Origin of the sequence: Hydrogenophaga sp. (genome assembly GCF_030656115.1) — a bacterium.
Classification (GTDB): Bacteria; Pseudomonadota; Gammaproteobacteria; order Burkholderiales; family Burkholderiaceae_C; genus Hydrogenophaga.
Genome location: NZ_JAUSOO010000061.1, coordinates 34,413 through 52,355, shown reverse-complemented (window position 1 = coordinate 52,355; position 17,943 = coordinate 34,413). Strand labels below are relative to the sequence as shown.

Here is a 17,943-nt window from a genome sequence, read left to right as displayed (position 1 = left end):
CAATCAAGATGACATCTTGAATCACATTGCACTGTTCGGGTGCTTCTGCCCCCGCATACTCACTTCTTTACACCCTGCAACTTGGCAAAGGCCGACGCCATGGCCGAAGCGGGCGCGGGTGCCGAGGCCTGCGCGCCCCGGGGGCCGGGCCGCTGGCCTTGGCGGGCGGGTTCAAAGCGGTTGTCTCGCGGGCCACCGTCGCGCCCCGAAGACGCGGGCGCGTCGCCCAGCTTCATCGACAGACTAATGCGCTTTCGCGCCACGTCCACCTCCATCACCTTGACCTTCACGATGTCGCCGGTCTTGACGATCTCGCGGGCGTCGTTCACGAACTTGTGGGCCAGCTGGCTCACATGCACCAAGCCGTCTTGGTGCACGCCCAGGTCAATGAACGCGCCAAATTGCGCCACGTTGCTCACCGTGCCTTCCAAAATCATGCCCTCGCGCAGGTCGCTGATGTCGTTCACGCCGTCGTTGAAGCGGGCCACCTGAAAGTCAGGGCGCGGGTCGCGGCCCGGTTTTTCCAGCTCGGTCAAGATGTCTTTGACCGTGATCACGCCAAACTTTTCATTCGCAAACAGCTCAGGCCGCAGGGTTTTCAGCATGTCGGCCCGGCCCATGAGCGCGGCCACCGGCTGGCCGGTTTTGGCCATGATCTGCTCCACCACCGGGTAGGTTTCGGGGTGAACGCCCGTCATGTCCAGCGGGTTGTCGCCCCCGCGAATGCGCAAAAAGCCCGCGCTTTGTTCAAAAGTTTTCGCGCCCAGGCCGGCCACGTCCATCAATTGCTTGCGGTTCTTGAAAGCGCCGTTGGCCTCGCGCCACCGCACCACCGCCTTGGCCACGCTGCCCGACAGGCCCGACACCTTGGACAACAGAGGCACGCTGGCCGTGTTCAAGTCCACCCCCACGCCGTTCACGCAGTCTTCCACCACCGCGTCCAGCGTGCGCGCCAGGTCGCTCTGGTTCACATCGTGCTGGTACTGGCCCACGCCAATGCTCTTGGGGTCGATCTTCACCAGCTCGGCCAGCGGGTCTTGCAGGCGCCGGGCAATGCTGGCCGCGCCGCGCAGGCTCACGTCCACGTCCGGCATTTCCAGCGAAGCAAATTCGCTGGCGCTGTAAACGGAAGCGCCCGCCTCGCTCACCACCACCTTTTGCAGGCCATGGCAAGGGTGGCCGGGCTCGGCGCCCTTCTGAATCAGCTTGATCAAATCGGCGGCCAGTTTGTCGGTTTCGCGGCTGGCGGTGCCATTGCCAATGGCAATCAGGTTCACGCCGTGCTTGTCACACAGCTTGATCAGCGTGTGCAGCGAGCCGTCCCAGTCGCGCCGGGGCTCGTGCGGGTACACCGTGGCCGTGTCCACCAGCTTGCCCGTGGCGTCCACCACCGCCACCTTCACACCCGTGCGAATGCCCGGGTCCAGCCCCATCACCACACGCGGCCCCGCCGGTGCAGCCAGCAGCAGGTCACGCAGGTTGTCGGCAAACACCTTGATGGCCACCGCCTCGGCGCTCTCGCGCAGGCGGGCAAACAGGTCGCGTTCGCTCGACAGGCTCAGCTTCACGCGCCACGTCCAGGCCACGCATTTGCGCAACAGGTCGTCGGCCGCCCTGCCCTTGTGGCTCCAGCCCAGGTGCAGCGCAATGCGGCCCTCGGCCAGCGAAGGCACGGCCAAACGCGAAGCGCCGGTGGCAGCTTGCGCCTCGGGCGGATCGGGCAACACCAGTTTGGCGTCCAATATTTCCAGCGAACGGCCCCGAAACACCGCCAAAGCGCGGTGCGACGGCACGCGGCCCATCGGCTCGGCGTAATCAAAATAGTCGCGGAACTTGGCCACGTCAGGGTGGTTTTCATCTTTGCCCGCCACCAAGGTGCTTTTCAGCAAACCCTCGGCCCACAGCCATTCGCGCAGGTTCTGCAGCAGCGCGGCGTCTTCGGCCCAGCGCTCGCTCAAAATGTCGCGCACCCCGTCCAGCACAGCGGGCACGTTCGAAAAATCGGGGCCGGGTTTGCCATCGTCCAACACCTGCGCGGGCTGGGTGAACGCGGCCGCTTCGGTGGCCGGGTCCAGCGTCGGGTCGGCAAACAGCTTGTCGGCCAGCGGCTCCAAGCCGCATTCGCGGGCAATCTGCCCCTTGGTGCGGCGCTTTTGCTTGAACGGCAGGTAAATGTCTTCCAGCTCTTGCTTGGTGGGCGCGGCGGCAATGGCGGCGCGCAGCGCGTCGGTCAGCTTGCCCTGCTCGTCAATGGCCTTGAGCACCGCACCGCGCCGGTCTTCCAGCTCGCGCAGGTAGCCCAGCCGCACCTCCAGCTCACGCAGCTGAATATCGTCCAGCCCGTTCGTGGCCTCTTTGCGGTAGCGGGCAATGAACGGCACCGTGGCCCCGCCGTCCAGCAGCTCCACCGCCGCCTGCACCTGGTGCACCCCAACCCGGATTTCTTGCGCGATCTGCGCGATGATTTTTTGCATGTCCCAAGGGGCGCCAAACGCCCTAGTTCAAACGAAGCGGGGAAGTTTGCCACACAGGGGCGGCGGTCGATTTCGGTGTGCTGGAAACGGCGCGCCGTCCATCACATCGGTTTTCCGCTCGCTCGGAAGGGCCTGGGCTCATTCGGCCAGGTTCCCCAGTTCCCGTTCAATCTGCTCGATGCTGGGCAAGCTGGTTTGCAACTCTTCGGGCAGGGATTCGAGCAGTTTGTACTCCGCAATGCCCATGGGCTGCGCCTTGTCGCCCAGGGCGTACTCGGCCACCACCTTGTTTTTGCTCTTGCACAGCAACAGGCCAATGGTCGGGTTGTCGAGTTCATGCTTCACCTGCCGATCCACCGCCGTCAGATAAAAGCCCAGTTGCCCCAAATGCTCGGGCTTGAACTTGCCAGCCTTGAGCTCGATCACCACATAGCAGCGCAACTTGAGGTGGTAGAACAACAGATCGATGAAAAATTCGTCGCCGCCCACATCCAGCAGCACCTGCCGCCCGACGAAGGCGAAGCCCGCACCCAGCTCCAGCAGAAATTCGGTGACGTGCTTCACCAAGGCACGCTCAATGTCCCGCTCCTGCGCCTCGTCGCTCAGGCCGAGAAAGTCAAAGCGGTACGGGTCTTTGAGCGACTCGCGGGCCAGATCGGACTGCGGTTTGGGCAAGCTGGCCGGGAAATTGGTGACCGCCGACCCGCTGCGCTCCAGCAGGCGGGTTTCAATCTGCATCGCCAGCACATTGCGCGACCAGTTGTGCGCGATGGTTTTGGACGCATACCAGCGGCGCTCAGCCTCCGTGTTCAACCGGTCCAGCAAGACCAGGTTGTGGCCCCAGGGAATTTGTGCAACAGCCTGCTGCACAAATGCCGCCTCGGGCCATGCCTCGGCAAAAGCCCGCATGTACTTGAGGTTGCGGGGAGAAAACCCCTTCATCTCCGGGAAGGCGGTGCGCAGGTCGTGCGCCAGCCGCTCGATCACCTTCGCGCCCCAGCCCTGCTCAGCCTGCCGCACCAGAATGTCGCGCCCGATCTGCCAGTACAGCAAGACCAGCTCGCGGTTCACCGCCAGCGCCGCACGCTGCTGGGCGCTGTGGATGCGGTTTTTCAGGTCGTGCAGCCAGTCGGCGTAGCCGTCGGGCGCGGGCGAGAGGGATGCGGGTTGATCGCTCATCTCAATGCCTCCTTGATGCGTTCATATCGTTTGTCTAGAAAGAGCGAACGGGTTGCAGCTTGCCACAGGCTGGGTGGCCAGAACTTGGAGCGGCTGATCCCTCTACTCGGTGGTTCCCGTCGATTGCCTTCAAACTGTTATCTGATATTCATGGTTCCTCTGCATTGAGGAAACTTTGTGCAACCCCAAAATTTCATACCAACATTTTGGCCTTGCTTTGTTTCCCGAATAACCATCGTACTGCCGCATTTTGGGCAACCTGGGATATCACTCTTTTCTTTTTCGGCGACAATATTTTTTACATGCATAACATGCTCACGATTTGTTTTAAATAATGCCGCAAGTCTTCCTTGCTCTATTTTTTTCGTGATTTCTACAACTTGCGAGGCTGTTAGAACCGGTGTTCTTTTTGATTTAATATACCGGGCATATCCTCCGCCATAGGTTACATTTTCAGGCATTTCCGTTTTAAATGTGCTATCTCCAACAAAGACAATCACGGAATGCAATTGCTGATCATTAAGTCCGAGCAAAGTTTCAAGGGTTTTTAAGTGCTTGTAGTTCTGATGCAATGGATTCTGAAATTTATTAGAATGTTTATAAATCTTCTGAGTCCATGTTTTTTGGGTGGGGCTTCCAAATATCCATCCTTTCATGTTTTTAGTTTCAACCACAAATACACCAAATTCAGAAACGAGGATGTGATCAATCTGCGTACTTCCATCTTCTGTTGGCAGGGTAACATTTTTGATTAGATGGTATTTTTCTTTGTCAAGTAGAAATTTGACAGACGAATTGACGGCAAACTCGCCAGCTACACCTTTAAACCATGATGATTTTAAAATGCTTGCAAGGATTACTATTGGTATCAGATACCACAGAGCGCCGAATATTTGGTTGATGAGTGGTGAAAGGTCCATTTATATAATTTCTTATTTGTGCTGTAATTGAATAGATTAATTTGCCAAATGAAATGTGGCTTGAATCAATTAATTGGAGAATTAAGGATCAGGTCCACCCTTATCCTCAAGACTACGCGGGAACAAAATGACAAGAGAAATTATCAAGAAAATACAGGGTCAAAAATACAGAGACAGGTCTTGTATTGCAACAACTCCATTTGCCAATCCAGCGGTTGCACAAACATTGGGGTGAGGCTTTGTATTGCGCAGATCGCCAGAGAATTCACTATTCAAGGGTATTGACATGGAGTGATATTGCATAGCTGGATGTATCAATACAAGACCTGACCCCGAAGTTCTTGACCCCGAAGTTCTGCTATTTTTCAGAGTACTTTGTATTTGTAAGTTATTGATTTTTATAGGTCAATATTATATAAAACTAGATTTTGCAGAGTTTCGCTAGAGTAAGTATCCAGACCGGTTGAGCCTAAGGTTAGACCTCATAGTCTGCTCTGCGCTTCGGCAGGCGTGATTGGTTTGCCTGAAGCGTCCGCCAGAACGAAGACTTCTTTGCAAACTGAGCAGTAGTACCCGTGGTCGCCGAAGTTAAATTCACCATACTTCGCCACCGGCGTTTTGCACGATGGGCAGTAAGGGTTCTTGTTTTTGTCCCAGTAGATGCCACCAAGAAGGGTTCTTCGCTCTTCCCCAAGCTTTGGAATTAAGAATGCGAGCAATGCCACACTGACCAGCAGTGAAAGACACAAAAGGGCGAAAAGGGTTTTTGGTGACAATGTTGTTGTTGCCCAGTTCGCAAAGTTATCCCATGCGCTCGGAAAGCCCCAGGTGATGATGAAGACGCTCGCGGTTGCCAGTCCCGTTACGAGCCAACCAGCAACGTTCTCTAAGAGGTGTTCTTTGATTCGTTTGAACATTTTAGTCGGTGAAATGTGAAGCCTAACGATTGAACTAATAGGAGAGCAAAAGCGAAGCTTTTGCAAGTCCAGAGAGCGAAACATGCGGTGTTGAGTGACTTGTTAAGTCATCCATAAAAATTTTTTATTATAATATTTCTATATAAATCAATAATTTAGGCTAAAAATCCACTTCTTCCCAGAGTGAAAAAATTTATATAAATAACTTAGCACTTTGGACTCCGCGTTATAACCCCTGGTATTTTAAAGAAAGTGCCGTCACCTCGTCCGCAATGAAAGAAGCCCCACCGTTTTTCAGGGTCATGCAGGTCAATTTGACAAATGTGATGATCTCTTGGGTTTACTGTTTCGGAGAAAATGCTAAATCTTAATTCTTCAGTATTTATCTCTACGATTAAACCAGAGAAATCCAAGTTATAGCACCCCTCTAGAATCTTGTGCTTGTCGTTCGGAAAGTTGTCTTTATACATTGCATTGTATCTTGGCTGAAAGTAACGAATCAGGCCTGCTTCGATTAGGCAGATTTGCTCATATTTAGATAGATGATTGTCTCGAATTCTTCTGAATCTATTCAGATCTCTATAGTCAGAAATGACGTTTCCTGCTCTTCCGTCCATTTGGTGAATTATTCGGTATGGTGCGTATTCAAATGTCAGGATTTGGATTTCTGAATCGGGAGACTCGTATTGTGCCTGTGCAAGGATTTTTTGGAGCGTTGAATGGCTTTTTAGCCTTTCGAAAGCTGTCCTTGAACCATCACCGAAAGCTTGACCGATGTATAGAACTTCTAAATTTCTAAGTTCAGAGTTTTTAAGATGCCAGCCCATGCCCATTGCCACGATATTGGCTGGAAGGTGTCTAACTTCAGTTCCTGCCGAATCTAGCGTGAGTATTTCTTTGTGGGGGTATTTAGAGAGTTTGACGTGAGTTGCTCCGTCAAGCAGCGGGAATTCGAATAAAAATTCTTGCTCTCTAAATTCTCCTTCGACTCGATAATTGGTTGTTACGCTGAGCTTGCCGCTCTCATAGGTAAGGGAGTCTTTTGAGAATGAAATTGCTGGGGATTTGCATATTAAATATATATGGCAATTATTGGCAGCATCTTGCTCGTTAGCCCCCATCGTTCCTCCAGTCATAAACTGGCTTGCAGATGTCATTAGCCAGCGGGCAGAGAAAAGATTCACGGCAAATTCTGATAGGTATAGTTTTTTAGAGTCTTCCATAGTGCTTCGGTCTTGTCTGCATGTGGGTACTAAATTTGATGTAGACAACTTTTCACCGGATATGACCGGCTGCAGTCCGATGAAATCGGTTGCACTATTATCAAAGAATCCTTTGAAACCATATACTTACCTCCGTGGACTGTACAAAACATTTAGGTATAACAGAATCAACAAAGTCGTCGCTGCAAAAAATTACAACAAGAAATAATGCACCAGAGCTTGGCGCTCGCTAATGGCACGAAAAAACTCAGCGACACGGGTTTGCATAGCTTCAGCCCTCCCTAGCATCTTCGCTGCTTCTGCAGGTGTACTGGCATCTTTGTGCGCCAGCGCATGATTCGCTGCTTAGCTTTCTGCCAGTTGGTTTGTGAGTCCTGAACGACAAAGCCTCTCGGCCCGATGGTTCGGCCCGGCGTCGTCGCGGTGATGTATATGGATGTTTCATGGCCTCCCTTTAGGCTGGAACGTGTTGTTTTGTTTTCCGTTCAGAGTTGCATTCTGCAACAACTTGTGACGGTTGCTAGTCATTTGCAGCGCCCTACCCGCCTCCGCCTCGTTCGCCAGCCGCTGCAGCGGCTGGGTCCAAACCGTCCGGTAGGGGTCGAACCAGCTGCCCGGGGGAAGACCCTGTCTATCGTTTTGGTAAAAAATCACCATTTTTCTATCAAAATAAAGCCTCCTCTACCCAAAAAAACGCGATGACCGATACCTCTGTGGGTTTCCAGCGCTTGGCCCAGCTCCACAGCATTCGCCTGGTGCAGCCGCTGCTCATCCGCAGCCACCTGGGGGCCGTGCGCCAGCGCGAGGTTGTGGATGGCCAGGCCTTGCTCACTTGGCCTGCGCAGTACCAACCGTCGGACAGTTTTCGGGGGCATTTCGAGTTCGGCCTGAAATACGAGCGGCTGCATTTCGAGTTTTTCTCGCGCCTGTTTGCCGCCTTGGACCCAGAGGACGTGGCGGCCTGGGTGCGCGATGAACCCACGGGCCGCTACGCCCGCCGCACCGCGTTTCTGTACGAGTGGTTCACCGGGCGGCGCCTGGATGTGCCGGACGCGGCGGCCAATGTGGCTTATGTGGACGCGATGGATGCCGGGCAGTACCTGACCGCGACACGAGCGGACCGGGTGCGGCGCTGGCGGGTCAACAACAACCTGCCGGGGTCGCCTGCGTTGTGCCCGCTGGTGTATCTGGGGCCGCAAGCCGAGCGGGGCTGGCTGTACGACGTGGCCGCAGGCGTGCAAAGGCTGGACGATGCCTTTGGCCCGGAGTTGCTGCTGCGCAGCGCGGCCTGGCTGACGTTCAAGGAGTCGCGCGCGAGTTTTGCGGTGGAGCACGAAGCCGACCAGGACGACAAGGTTCGCCGTTTTGCAGCGGCCATGGGCGAGTTCAGCGGGCGGCTGGACGACGCCATGGCGCCCGAAAACCTGCTGACCTTGCAGAAGGTGGTGTTGGGGCAGCACGCGTTGCGGGTGGGTATGCGCCAGTCGCCGGTGTTTGTGGGGCAAAGCACTTTTCGGGCGCAAATCGTGCACTACATCGCCCCGGATGAAGACCGGGTGCCCGGCATGCTGGACGCGCTGCGGCTGACCGAGCGGCGCACGCGGGGCGCCGACAGCGTGGCGCGTGCGGCGGCGGTTTCGTTTGCTTTTGTGTACCTGCACCCGCTGAGCGACGGCAATGGGCGGGTTCACCGATTTCTGGTGAACCACCTGCTGGCGGCAGACAAGGCGGTGCCGCCAAACATTGTGGTGCCGGTGTCGGCGACGATTGCCGGATCGGCCCAAGGCCGGGCGCAATACGACCAGGTGCTGGAGGGTGTGTCCAAGCCGTTCATGCGGGCTTATGCCGACGGCTACCGCTTTGGGCCGCACCGGGTGTGCCCCGATGGCGTGGAAACCAACTTCGAGTTTTTGCAGGCGGATGACGCGCAACACGTCTGGCGTTACCTGGACCTGACGGCGCATGTGCACTACCTGAGCGACTTGCTGCGCCAGACCGTAGAACACGAAATGGCCCAAGAGGCGCTGCTGCTGCGCCAGCACGGCGAGGCCCGCGCCGCCATCAAGCGCTGGGTAGAGATGCCCGACGCCGACGCCGACCGCATCATCCGCTCGCTGTACGAGAACCATTGGGTGGTCAGCGGCAAGCTGTGCCAGGCGCTGCCTGCGATTTTTGAAGAAGGCGGGGCCTTTTATGGCGTGCAGGGCCACTTGGTGGAGGCGGTTCGTGTTGTGTTTGAGGACGGCGTGGGGGCTGCGCCGCGCCGGTGAGCGGCGACTGGTCCCAACACAACATGCAAGATGACCTGTTCGGCGCGCCACCCGCACCGCCGCCCACCCAACCCAAACCGCTCGCCACCGCGCCCGACTCGGTGGACGAAGACCCCGCCGCGCCAGCCGTTACCCGCCGCCGCTCGGGCGAAGTCCGCACCCTGCCCCACGACGAGACCACCCGCGCTCTGGCCGCCAGCCTGAACCCGCGCATACGCCTGGGCGCTTCGACCTGGAGCTACCCCGGTTGGGCTGGCATCGTGTGGGACGAGGGGCCTTACAGCGATGCGGTGCTGGCCAAAAACGGCCTGACGGCTTACGCGCAGCACCCGCTGCTGCGCTGCGTGGGCATTGACCGGTCGTTTTACCGCCCGCTGACCGAGGCGCAGTACGCACGCTATGCGAGCCAGGTGCCGGACGATTTCCGGTTTGTGGTGAAGGCGCCCGCGCTGGTGACGGACGCGCTGGTGCGCGGCGAACAGGGCCAGGGCCGCCAGCCCAACACGGCGTTTCTGGACCCGGCGCTGGCCACGCAGGAATTCATTGCCCCCGCGCTGGCCGGGCTGGGCGACAAGGTGGGTGCGCTGGTGTTTCAGCTCAGCCCGCTGCCTTTTTCACAATTGCAGCGCCTGCCGCTGGTGCTGGCGCGGCTGCGCGCCTTGCTGCGGGCGCTGCCCGATGTGCGCGGCGCCACGCCCGATGGCGTGGTGGCGGTGGAGGTGCGCGACCCGGAATGGCTTTCGCCGGTCATGGCGCCGCTGTTGGCGGACGTGCTCAAGGAAACCGGCGCCACCTATTGCCTGGGCCTGCACGCCAAGATGCCGCGCATGGCCGAGCAGCTGCCGCTGCTGCGTGCGCTCTGGCCGGGGCCGATGGTGTGCCGCTGGAACCTGAACCCGCTGCACGGTGCTTATGGCTACGAGGATGCGCAGCGCTCCTACGAACCCTACGACCGTATCCACGATGTGGACGAAGAGACGCGGGCGCTGATCGTGCGCACGGTGCGCGGCGTGACGGGCGCGGGGCAGAACGCCTTTGTCACGATCAGCAACAAGGCTGAGGGTTGTGCGCCGCTGTCGGCGCGGGCGTTGGCGCAGGGGGTGGCGGCGAATTCAGGTTTGGGAACAGCGCTTCGGTGAGGTTCTCGACTCAGAGGTCTGAGAACGGCGAGTTTCGCGAAGGTCAGGCGGTTCTGACCTCTGCGAGCAGATCAGGATGACGATCCAGCAGTTTGAACAGCTTGACCAGGGACAGTGGCGGCTTGGTCTTGCCGTTCTCGTAGCGCGAGAAGGCGTTGACGCCACCGCCAAAGAGTTCAGCGGCCTGCCGCTGATCAAGATCGAGCTTCTTTCGAACCTTGGCGATGTAGCTGGGATCGACGTAAGCGGCATTCACCTGACGTTGAAACAGGCCGACCATCTCGCTGTAACGGTCGCCATGCTCGCGGGTCAAGACGACTTCACCGCAAGCCGGGCAAAAGTCTCCGGTCACCGCCGGGATGGTGGTGTTCTCGCCCTTGTAGATGTAGGGCATGTCGCGCGTGTCATGGATCAGTTCGGCCGCGCCACAGCATGGGCATTTCATGGTCATAGCTCCTTGAATGAAACGATCAACACGTCATCAATGACGGTCAGCTTCAGGTACACCTCATCACCGCCTGCCGTCTTGCCTCTGTACACGTCCTGCCACACACGGTGATCGGCATGGGTTGTCATGCTTTTGTAAAAGTCGGCGGAAGTGAGCGCCAGGACAACAGCACACATCCCGTCCAGAGTATCAATGCCGAGCTCACGCGCCCCGCTGAAGGCGCTGGCTGTGGCCCTAACCTGGCCCGCCTCCACCAAGGCTTTGACGGCTGGCAGCTTGCAGTGCGGTGTGATTTTTTCCATCGGCTAGAAATATAACCTAATCGGTGAATTTTTCCCATTTTCTGAAGCAGGACATGGGGTCAGGTTATTCGAGGCCGTTATCCGCCCGCCCGCAGCGCCGCCCGCAACCCCACCCCAATCTCAGGCCGCTCCGCAAACGGGTCGGCTGGGTTGGTGCCAGCCACGATGGCGTCAAAACGTTGCCGGGCGTTGCCCAGCGCTTTGGGGTGGCTGTAGATGTAGAACTGGTCGGCGCGCATGGCCTGGAACACCATCTCGGCCACCTGGGCGGCGGTGATCTTGCCGGAACTCACGGCTTTGTCGCTCATGGCCTGGCCGATCAGCTGGCTTTGCGTGGGCGTCTCGTCCACGAGTTCGGCGGGTTTGTTGCGGTGGCTCTGGCTGATGCCGGTGGGCACGAAATACGGGCACAACACGCTGGCGCTCACCTGGTCGCTCACCAGTTTCAGGTCTTGGTAGAGCGTTTCGGTGAGGCTCACCACGGCGTGTTTGCTCACGTTGTAGATGCCCATGTTGGGCGGGGTTAACAGCCCGGCCATGCTGGCGGTGTTGACGATGTGGCCTTGGTAGGCCGGGTCGGCCTTGGCGGCGGCGAGCATCATGGGGGTGAACAGGCGCACGCCGTGGATGACGCCCCAGAGGTTGACGCCCAGCACCCATTCCCAGTCTTTGACGGAGTTTTCCCAGATCAGCCCGCCCGAGCCCACGCCGGCGTTGTTGAACACAAAGTGCGGCGCGCCAAAGCGTTGTTGCACCTCGGCGGCCAGCGCTTCCATTTGCGCCGCGTTGGACACGTCCACCCGACGGGCGAGCACCTGCGCACCGGCGGCGGTCATTTCAGCGGCGGCGCGGTCCAGCGCGTCTTGCTGCACGTCCACCAGCACCAGGTTCATGCCCAGGCTGGCGCCGATGCGGGCGCATTCCAGGCCAAAGCCCGAACCGGCGCCGGTGAGCACGGCGGTTTTGTGTTTGAAGTTGTCGATCATGTGTTGTCTCCTGGGGGTTGTTGTCAAAGGCGCAGCATCTCGGTGTGCGCAATACCGTCTTCGTCGTACAGCTCGCCCACGGCTTCAAAGCCGTGTTGGCGGTAAAAGCTTTGCAGATGCGCCTGCGCGCCGATGCGGATGGGCTGCACGCCCCACAGGCTGTGCAGGCAACGCACCGACTCGGCCATGAGCACATGGCCCAGGCCGGTGCCGCGTGTGGCGGGCGCGGTGACCACGCGGCCAATGCTGGCCTCGGGGTACTTGAGGCCGGTGGGCACCAGGCGGGTGTAGGCCAGCAATTCGGGCTCATGGCCCGGGCTCAGGCGCTCGCCCAGCAGGTGCATGCAGGCTGGGTCGGCGCCGTCCAGGTCTTGGAACGCGCAGGTTTGTTCCACCACAAACACGGCGCTGCGCAGCTGCAGCAGGGCGTAGAGCGTGCGCGGGCGCAGCGCATCAAACGGCAGGCAGCGCCAAACCACCGAGGGAGCAACGGTTGGGCCCAAAGCGGTCGGGCTCAAGCGCGCACGGCCCGCAACACGAAGCCGATGCGCGGAAAGTGCACATGCAGGGTGCCCGCGCGCTCGTCGGTGCGCTCCAGCGTGTAGCGGGTGCGGGTGGCGGCGCGCAAGATGCCTTCGGTGGGCTCTTGCCCGAAGGCTTCGGCAGCCACGGTGACGCGGCTGCCCAGCGCAATGCCGTGTTCGTCCTGAAAAACATCGTCGCCCAGGGGCGCCGGTTGGGCGGCTGCGGCAATGGCAATGGCCTCGGTGGCGCTGAGCTTGCTCATCTGCCCATGCCCGATGGCGGCCATGCGGTCCATCCACTCGATGACCGCCGGGGTGGCGTTGAGAATGCCGGCCATGGCCGGGTTGACCACGCGGCTGAACCACAGCGGGTGGTAAGCGGCGAAGTCGGCCACGCAAGGTCGTTCGCCCAACAAAAAGGGCTGGTCTTCCACCAGGGTGGACAGGCGCCGCAAATAGCTTTTGTAAGCAGCGGTGGCGTCGCCGGGGCGCAGGCTGGACATGCCCGCGCGCATGGCGCCCCGGTCGGCGGCAAAGGCCTGGGCGGCTTCGGGGGGCTGCCCGGCAAACAGGGCGGCCGCGCCCGTGGGGCTGAGGTTGTGGCCCATGGCGGCCCAGAACAGGGTGCTGTCGGCCCACTGGGCCAGTACCCTGGCCATGCCCTTGAGGTGGTTGGGGTAGAGCGTGGGTGTGGGCTGGCGGTGTTCCAGCACATCGCAGATCAGCGCCGTGTCGCAATACACGTCGGCACCGATTTGCAGAAACGGCGTGCGGCGGTAACCGCCGGTGAGGGCCAGCACGTCGGGCTTGGGCATGACGCGCGGAATGACCACGCTCTGCCAGGCCAGCTGCTTGTGGCCCAGGATGAGGCGCACTTTTTCTGAAAAGGGCGAGCTGGGGTAGTGGTGGAGGATGAGATCGGACATGGTGGTGGTGCGTTGAGCGTTGGGCGTTGAACGTTCAGGTGGGCATGGCGCGGGCGATGATGGCATCAAAGTCCACCCCCGCGCCCAGCGAGCCGAAGCTGTGGCCCCAGTGGCCCGCCAGGCGCGAATCGCAAAAGGCGCTGAACACGGCGGCGGGGGCGGTTTGCGCCAGCAGCGTGGCCTGCACGGCCAGGGCCACGTCTTGTGCCAGACGGCGGGCTTCCATTTCGGTGGCCATGAGCTCCACGCGGTTGGGCAGGCTGGCGACCAGGTGGTCCAGCGCGGGGTGCATGCCCTGGGCGGGGGCCAGTTCGTGGGCCAGCGCGGCGCCAGCGTCGGCCTTGCGCAGAGCGCGCAACAGGTCCAGCGCCATGATGTTGCCCGCGCCTTCCCAGATGCTGTTGACCGGCATTTCGCGGTAAATGCGCGCCATGATGCCCTCGCCGCCCTCTTCCACGTAACCGTTGCCGCCCAGGCATTCCATGGCCTCTTGCGCAAAGTGGCTGCCGCGTTTGCAGATCCAGAACTTGGCCACCGGCGTGAGCAGGCGCTGCATGGCCTGTTCGTGGGCGTCGCCGGAGCGGTCAAAACTGCGGGCCAGGCGCAGCGAGAGCGCGGTGGCCGCTTCGGATTCGAGCGCCAGATCGGCCAGCACGTTTTTCATCAGCGGCTGGTCAATCAGTTTTTTTCCAAAGGCGCTGCGCTGCGCCGTGTGGTGGAGCGCGATCGACAGGGCGTGGCGCATGAGCCCGCTGGTGCCCAGCGCGCAGTCGAGCCGCGTCAGGGTGCCCATGGCCAGAATCTGTGGCACGCCCCGGCCTTCTTCGCCCACCAGCCAGGCGGTGGCACCGGTGAATTCCACCTCGGAACTGGCGTTGGCCTTGTTGCCCAGCTTGTCTTTGAGGCGCTGAATGTGCAGCTGGTTGAGCGAACCATCGGGCAGCACGCGCGGCAAAAACAAGCAGCTCAGGCCTGCGGGCGTCTGCGCCAAGATCAAGAAGGCGTCGCACATGGGCGCTGAAAAGAACCACTTGTGGCCGGTGACGCTGAAGCGTTGGCCCCAGCCGTCCGACCCGTCGGGCACGGCCTGCGTGGTGTTGGCGCGCACGTCCGAGCCGCCCTGCTTTTCCGTCATGCCCATGCCCATGGTCACACCGGCTTTGTCTTTCCAAAGCTTCAAGGCCGGGTCGTAGGCGCGGCTGGTGAGCTGCGGTGCCCAGTCTTGATAGATGGCGGGGTTGTCTTTGAGGGCCGGGGTGACCGCGTAGGTCATGGAGATGGGGCACAGCATGGACGGTTCCAGCTCGGTGAAGAGCATGAAACCGGCGGCGCGGAGGGTGTGAGCCCCCACGCACCCCACTTCGTGTGGTTCGCTGCCCCCCGAGGGGGCTGCCGCGCCTTGGGGCGGCCCGGCGTCACGGCGGGTTTGTGCCCAGGGCGTGCCGTGCAAACCGGCCGCCGTGGCCGCCGTCATCAGCGCGTGGTAGCTGGGGTGAAACTCCACCTGATCGATGCGGTGGCCGAAGCGGCTGTGGCTTTTGAGCTGGGGCGTGAACACGTTGGCCAGGCGCGCATGGTTCTGCATGTCGGCGCTGCCCACTTGTTGACCCAGGGCGTGCAGGTGGGCCGTGTCCAGGGCGGGTGCGTTGAAGGCCAGCGCCGCCTGCAGCGGCCGGTTGCCGGCAAAGAGGTTCACATCGACCAGCGGCGCGGGCTGGTTGAAGACTTCGTGGGTGGCGGGCATGGGCGTGTCTCCCCAATGAGAAAGACAACACCTTAGGGCAAAACCCGGCGAATCTGCGTCGCCCGTTTGACGGCCCAACTCCAGCGGGGCTGTTTCAGCGCGGTGGCTGTCAGACCGCCCAACGGGCCGTATGGCCCAGGCTGGCGGTGTAGCTGCGGCTGGTGATGGTGTCCACAAAGAACCATTCGCCTTTGGCTTCGGTGGCGGTGAAGGTCATTTTCAGGTAGCCCCGGCGCGATGCGTCCATCCAGTTCAGGTCGTCTACCACGCCTTCAAAAATGCCTTTGATCTGGGCCGGCGTCAGGGTGACGAGGTATTCCTCCAGGCCCGGCGAGCTGACCGAGCTGGTGGCAAATTCTTCACCCACTTTCACACCGGCCAGCGCCGGGTTGGCCAGTCCCATCAGGGTCAGGTCGCTGTGCCAGGCGTTGTGGGTGTCTCCAGCGAGCACCACCAGGCGTTTGTTGAGCTGGGCGGCGGTGCCCAGCAGGGTTTCGCGGGCCACGATGTAGCCGTCCCAGGCGTCGAGGTTGTAGCCCAGCTTGGGGTTCTGCGCCGTGTCCATCAGAGCGGCTTGGGTGGGGGTGCGCAAGTTGGCCGGGGTGCCCTTGGCGGTCAGGTAGTCGGTCACGGCCTTCTGGCCTGCCGCTTGCGCTTCGGTCGAGGTGTCGGACGTGTTGAGTGCCGCCAGCACCGAGGCCGGGAACTCCATGCGCCCCATCAGCACCTGTTGACCCAGAACTTGCCAGGTGGCGGTGCTGGCGGCCATTTGCCCTTGCAGCCACTGCAGTTGTTCGGTGCCCAGCAGTTGGCGGGTGGGCGAGCTGAACGCGGCCAATGCGGTGTTTCTGGCATCAGCACCCTTCAAGCCGGCCAGGGCGGCAATGTCGATTTGCGCTTCGCGGCCAATCAAGCGGGTGTCCAGCATGTGCAGGCTGGCCAAGCCGCCAAAGTTGAAGCTGCGGTAGATCTTGGCCTTGTCGCTGCCGGTGCGAATGGGCATCCATTCGTGGTAGGCCTGCAGGGCGGCGGCTTTGCGCGCCGCCCAGGTGCCTTCGGTGGCTGGGCTGTGGTTTTCAGCGCCGTCCTTGTAGGCGTCGTTGGCGATTTCGTGGTCGTCCCAAATGCAGATGAAAGGCAGTTTGGCGTGCAGGTTTTTGCTGTCGGGGTCGCTTTTGTATTGGGCGTGGCGGGCGCGGTAGTCGCTCAGGCTCAGCAATTCGTTGGCGGGCTTGGACGTGCGGCCCATGGACGCGGCGGTGCCCGAGGCATAGCCGTCGGCGGCGTATTCGTAGATGTAGTCGCCCAGGTGGATGACGCATTCGGCATCGCTGCTGGCCACTTCGCCGTACACATTGAAGTAGCCCGCCGGGTAGTTGGAACAGCTCATCACGGCCAGTTTCAGGCTGCTGGCGGTGGCGGGCAAGGTGCGCGTCACGCCCACCGGGGAGCGCGTGTTGCCGTAGACAAAACGGTAGTAGTACACCGTGCCAGCGCTCAGGCCGGTGGCGTCCACCTTGGCGGTGTAACCCGTGTCAGCGCTGGCGCGCACCGTGCCTTGGCTCACCACGGTGCTGAAGCTGGCGTCTTGGGCCACTTCGTAGCGCAGGTTCACCGCGTCGCTGAGGAACGGGAACTGGGCATGGGTCCAGAGAATGACCCGATCGGCCAGCGGGTCGCCGCTGGCCACGCCATACAGAAACTCGGGTTCTGGGTCGCTGCCGCCGCAAGCCGAGAGCGACACGCCGCTGGCGATCGCGGCCGAAATGCCAGCCGCCCGGATGACGAATGCGCGACGTGAAGGGTGTGTGTTCATGCGATGTGGGTGAAAGTGAAGGGGTGTGCCACACGCTACGTCGTTCCCATGAAAGCTCTGTGTCAACGGTCGGTTCAACCTGCGAGGCAGTGAGAAAGCCAGTGCCCCAGGCCAAGGGTGCGCCGGATGTCACGCCCATGTAACAGGCCGTTCATACAGTGGCCATCTTCAGCAACACGATCGGACGCAGCATGGTGTTTGTTTCTTGGCCCCTGATGGTTTTGTTGGCGGTGGCTTTGTCGGGCTGCTCGCCGCGCCATTTGGTCATCAACAGCCTGGCCAGCGAGCTGGCGGGCCAGAGCCAAGGGGCCGAAAACGACCCCGAACTGGCCCGCGATGCGGCACCGTTTTATTTCAAATTGTCTGAAGCGGTGCTGGCCCAAACCCCGGGGCATGGCGCCTTGGCCGAGGGCCTGGCCGCGCGCATGACCGAATACACCTACGCCTTTGTGGCGCTGGAGGCCGACCGCCTGGAAGCGCAAGACAGCGCTGCCGCGCACCGCCTGCGCCAGCGCGCCGCTGCTTTGTACCAACGGGCCAGAAACCACGCCATCACGGCACTGGAGCAACGCCACCCCGGCTTGGTGCAAGCACTGGCCAACCCACAGGCGCCGCTGCGGCTGGCCCCGGACGATGTTGGGCTGGCCTATTGGGCGGCCGCCGCCTGGGGCAGCTGGATTGCCCAGTCCAAAGACCAGCCTGATGTGGTGGCCGACCTGCCGCTGGTGGTGCGCCTGGCTGCACTGGCCGACGCCTCCGCGCCCGGCTGGGGCAATGGTGCCCTGACCAGTTTGCGAGCCACCCTTGAAGCCTCGCGCCCCGGTGGCGACAAAGCGCAGGCGGCGCGCTGGTTTGACGAAGCCTTGCACCTGGCCCAAGGGCGCAGCGTGGCGGCGTTTGTGGCCAAGGCCGAGGGCCTGGCCCTGCCCGCCGGTGACCGCTCAGCCTTTGAGCAACTGCTGCAACAAGCCCTGGCCGTGCCCGACGCCACGGGCAGCCCGCTGACGCTGCAAAACCAGATCATGCGGCGGCGCGCGACCTGGCTGCTTGAGCAATCTCCCGATCTTTTTTAATT

Annotated in this window: 15 protein-coding genes; 3 read left to right on the top strand and 12 right to left on the bottom strand. The window is 60.7% G+C overall.

Features of this window, described 5'->3' with window-relative positions; translation table 11 throughout:
• Positions 1-59: 59 nt before the first annotated feature.
• From Q7J58_RS08735 to Q7J58_RS08715, 5 genes are all read right to left on the bottom strand, one after another.
• A complete protein-coding gene (locus Q7J58_RS08735) occupies positions 60-2,474 on the bottom strand; it encodes a Tex family protein (protein WP_304826301.1) in 2,415 nt (804 codons plus the stop codon).
• Positions 2,475-2,612: 138 nt separating this feature from the next.
• The gene (locus Q7J58_RS08730; RefSeq protein ID WP_304826299.1) at positions 2,613-3,653 is read right to left on the bottom strand and encodes a PDDEXK nuclease domain-containing protein; all 1,041 of its coding nucleotides are present in this window, start codon (positions 3,651-3,653) and stop codon (positions 2,613-2,615) included.
• Between the two features lie 137 nt (positions 3,654-3,790).
• Positions 3,791-4,573, bottom strand: a complete 783-nt coding sequence (locus tag Q7J58_RS08725; RefSeq protein ID WP_304826296.1) for an NERD domain-containing protein — start codon at positions 4,571-4,573, stop codon at positions 3,791-3,793.
• 482 nt (positions 4,574-5,055) lie between these two features.
• The gene (locus tag Q7J58_RS08720; protein WP_304826293.1) at positions 5,056-5,490 is read right to left on the bottom strand and encodes a hypothetical protein; all 435 of its coding nucleotides are present in this window, start codon (positions 5,488-5,490) and stop codon (positions 5,056-5,058) included.
• A gap of 206 nt (positions 5,491-5,696) precedes the next feature.
• Positions 5,697-6,674, bottom strand: a complete 978-nt coding sequence (locus Q7J58_RS08715) for a hypothetical protein (protein ID WP_304826290.1) — start codon at positions 6,672-6,674, stop codon at positions 5,697-5,699.
• A 737-nt stretch (positions 6,675-7,411) separates the two neighbouring features.
• Here Q7J58_RS08715 and Q7J58_RS08710 point away from each other — a divergent pair.
• A complete protein-coding gene (locus Q7J58_RS08710; protein ID WP_304826287.1) occupies positions 7,412-8,983 on the top strand; it encodes a Fic family protein in 1,572 nt (523 codons plus the stop codon).
• A gap of 23 nt (positions 8,984-9,006) precedes the next feature.
• Positions 9,007-10,122, top strand: a complete 1,116-nt coding sequence (locus Q7J58_RS08705) for a DUF72 domain-containing protein (protein ID WP_304826284.1) — start codon at positions 9,007-9,009, stop codon at positions 10,120-10,122.
• 43 nt (positions 10,123-10,165) lie between these two features.
• Here Q7J58_RS08705 and Q7J58_RS08700 read toward each other — a convergent pair whose 3' ends face one another.
• The 7 genes from Q7J58_RS08700 to Q7J58_RS08670 form a co-directional block, all read right to left on the bottom strand.
• On the bottom strand, positions 10,166-10,567 hold the full coding sequence (locus tag Q7J58_RS08700; protein WP_304826281.1) for a type II toxin-antitoxin system MqsA family antitoxin: 402 nt from the start codon (positions 10,565-10,567) through the stop codon (positions 10,166-10,168).
• A gap of 2 nt (positions 10,568-10,569) precedes the next feature.
• Complete coding sequence (locus tag Q7J58_RS08695; RefSeq protein ID WP_304826278.1) at positions 10,570-10,872, bottom strand: type II toxin-antitoxin system MqsR family toxin; 303 nt, start codon at positions 10,870-10,872, stop codon at positions 10,570-10,572.
• 77 nt (positions 10,873-10,949) lie between these two features.
• A complete protein-coding gene (locus Q7J58_RS08690) occupies positions 10,950-11,858 on the bottom strand; it encodes an SDR family oxidoreductase (protein WP_304826276.1) in 909 nt (302 codons plus the stop codon).
• A 23-nt stretch (positions 11,859-11,881) separates the two neighbouring features.
• Entirely contained in the window at positions 11,882-12,361 is a 480-nt protein-coding gene (locus tag Q7J58_RS08685; RefSeq protein ID WP_304826273.1) for a GNAT family N-acetyltransferase, read from the bottom strand.
• Between the two features lie 11 nt (positions 12,362-12,372).
• Positions 12,373-13,308: a glutathione S-transferase family protein gene (locus tag Q7J58_RS08680; protein WP_304826270.1), complete on the bottom strand. Its 936-nt coding sequence runs from the start codon at positions 13,306-13,308 to the stop codon at positions 12,373-12,375.
• Positions 13,309-13,342: 34 nt separating this feature from the next.
• Positions 13,343-15,052: an acyl-CoA dehydrogenase family protein gene (locus Q7J58_RS08675; protein ID WP_304826267.1), complete on the bottom strand. Its 1,710-nt coding sequence runs from the start codon at positions 15,050-15,052 to the stop codon at positions 13,343-13,345.
• Positions 15,053-15,161: 109 nt separating this feature from the next.
• Positions 15,162-16,868 carry an alkaline phosphatase D family protein gene (locus Q7J58_RS08670; RefSeq protein WP_304826264.1) on the bottom strand — a complete coding sequence of 569 codons (1,707 nt, stop codon included), beginning with the start codon at positions 16,866-16,868 and terminating at the stop codon, positions 15,162-15,164.
• A 191-nt stretch (positions 16,869-17,059) separates the two neighbouring features.
• Here Q7J58_RS08670 and Q7J58_RS08665 point away from each other — a divergent pair, with 191 nt between their 5' ends.
• A complete protein-coding gene (locus Q7J58_RS08665; protein ID WP_304826261.1) occupies positions 17,060-17,941 on the top strand; it encodes a TRAP transporter TatT component family protein in 882 nt (293 codons plus the stop codon).
• The last annotated feature ends 2 nt before the right edge of the window (positions 17,942-17,943 follow it).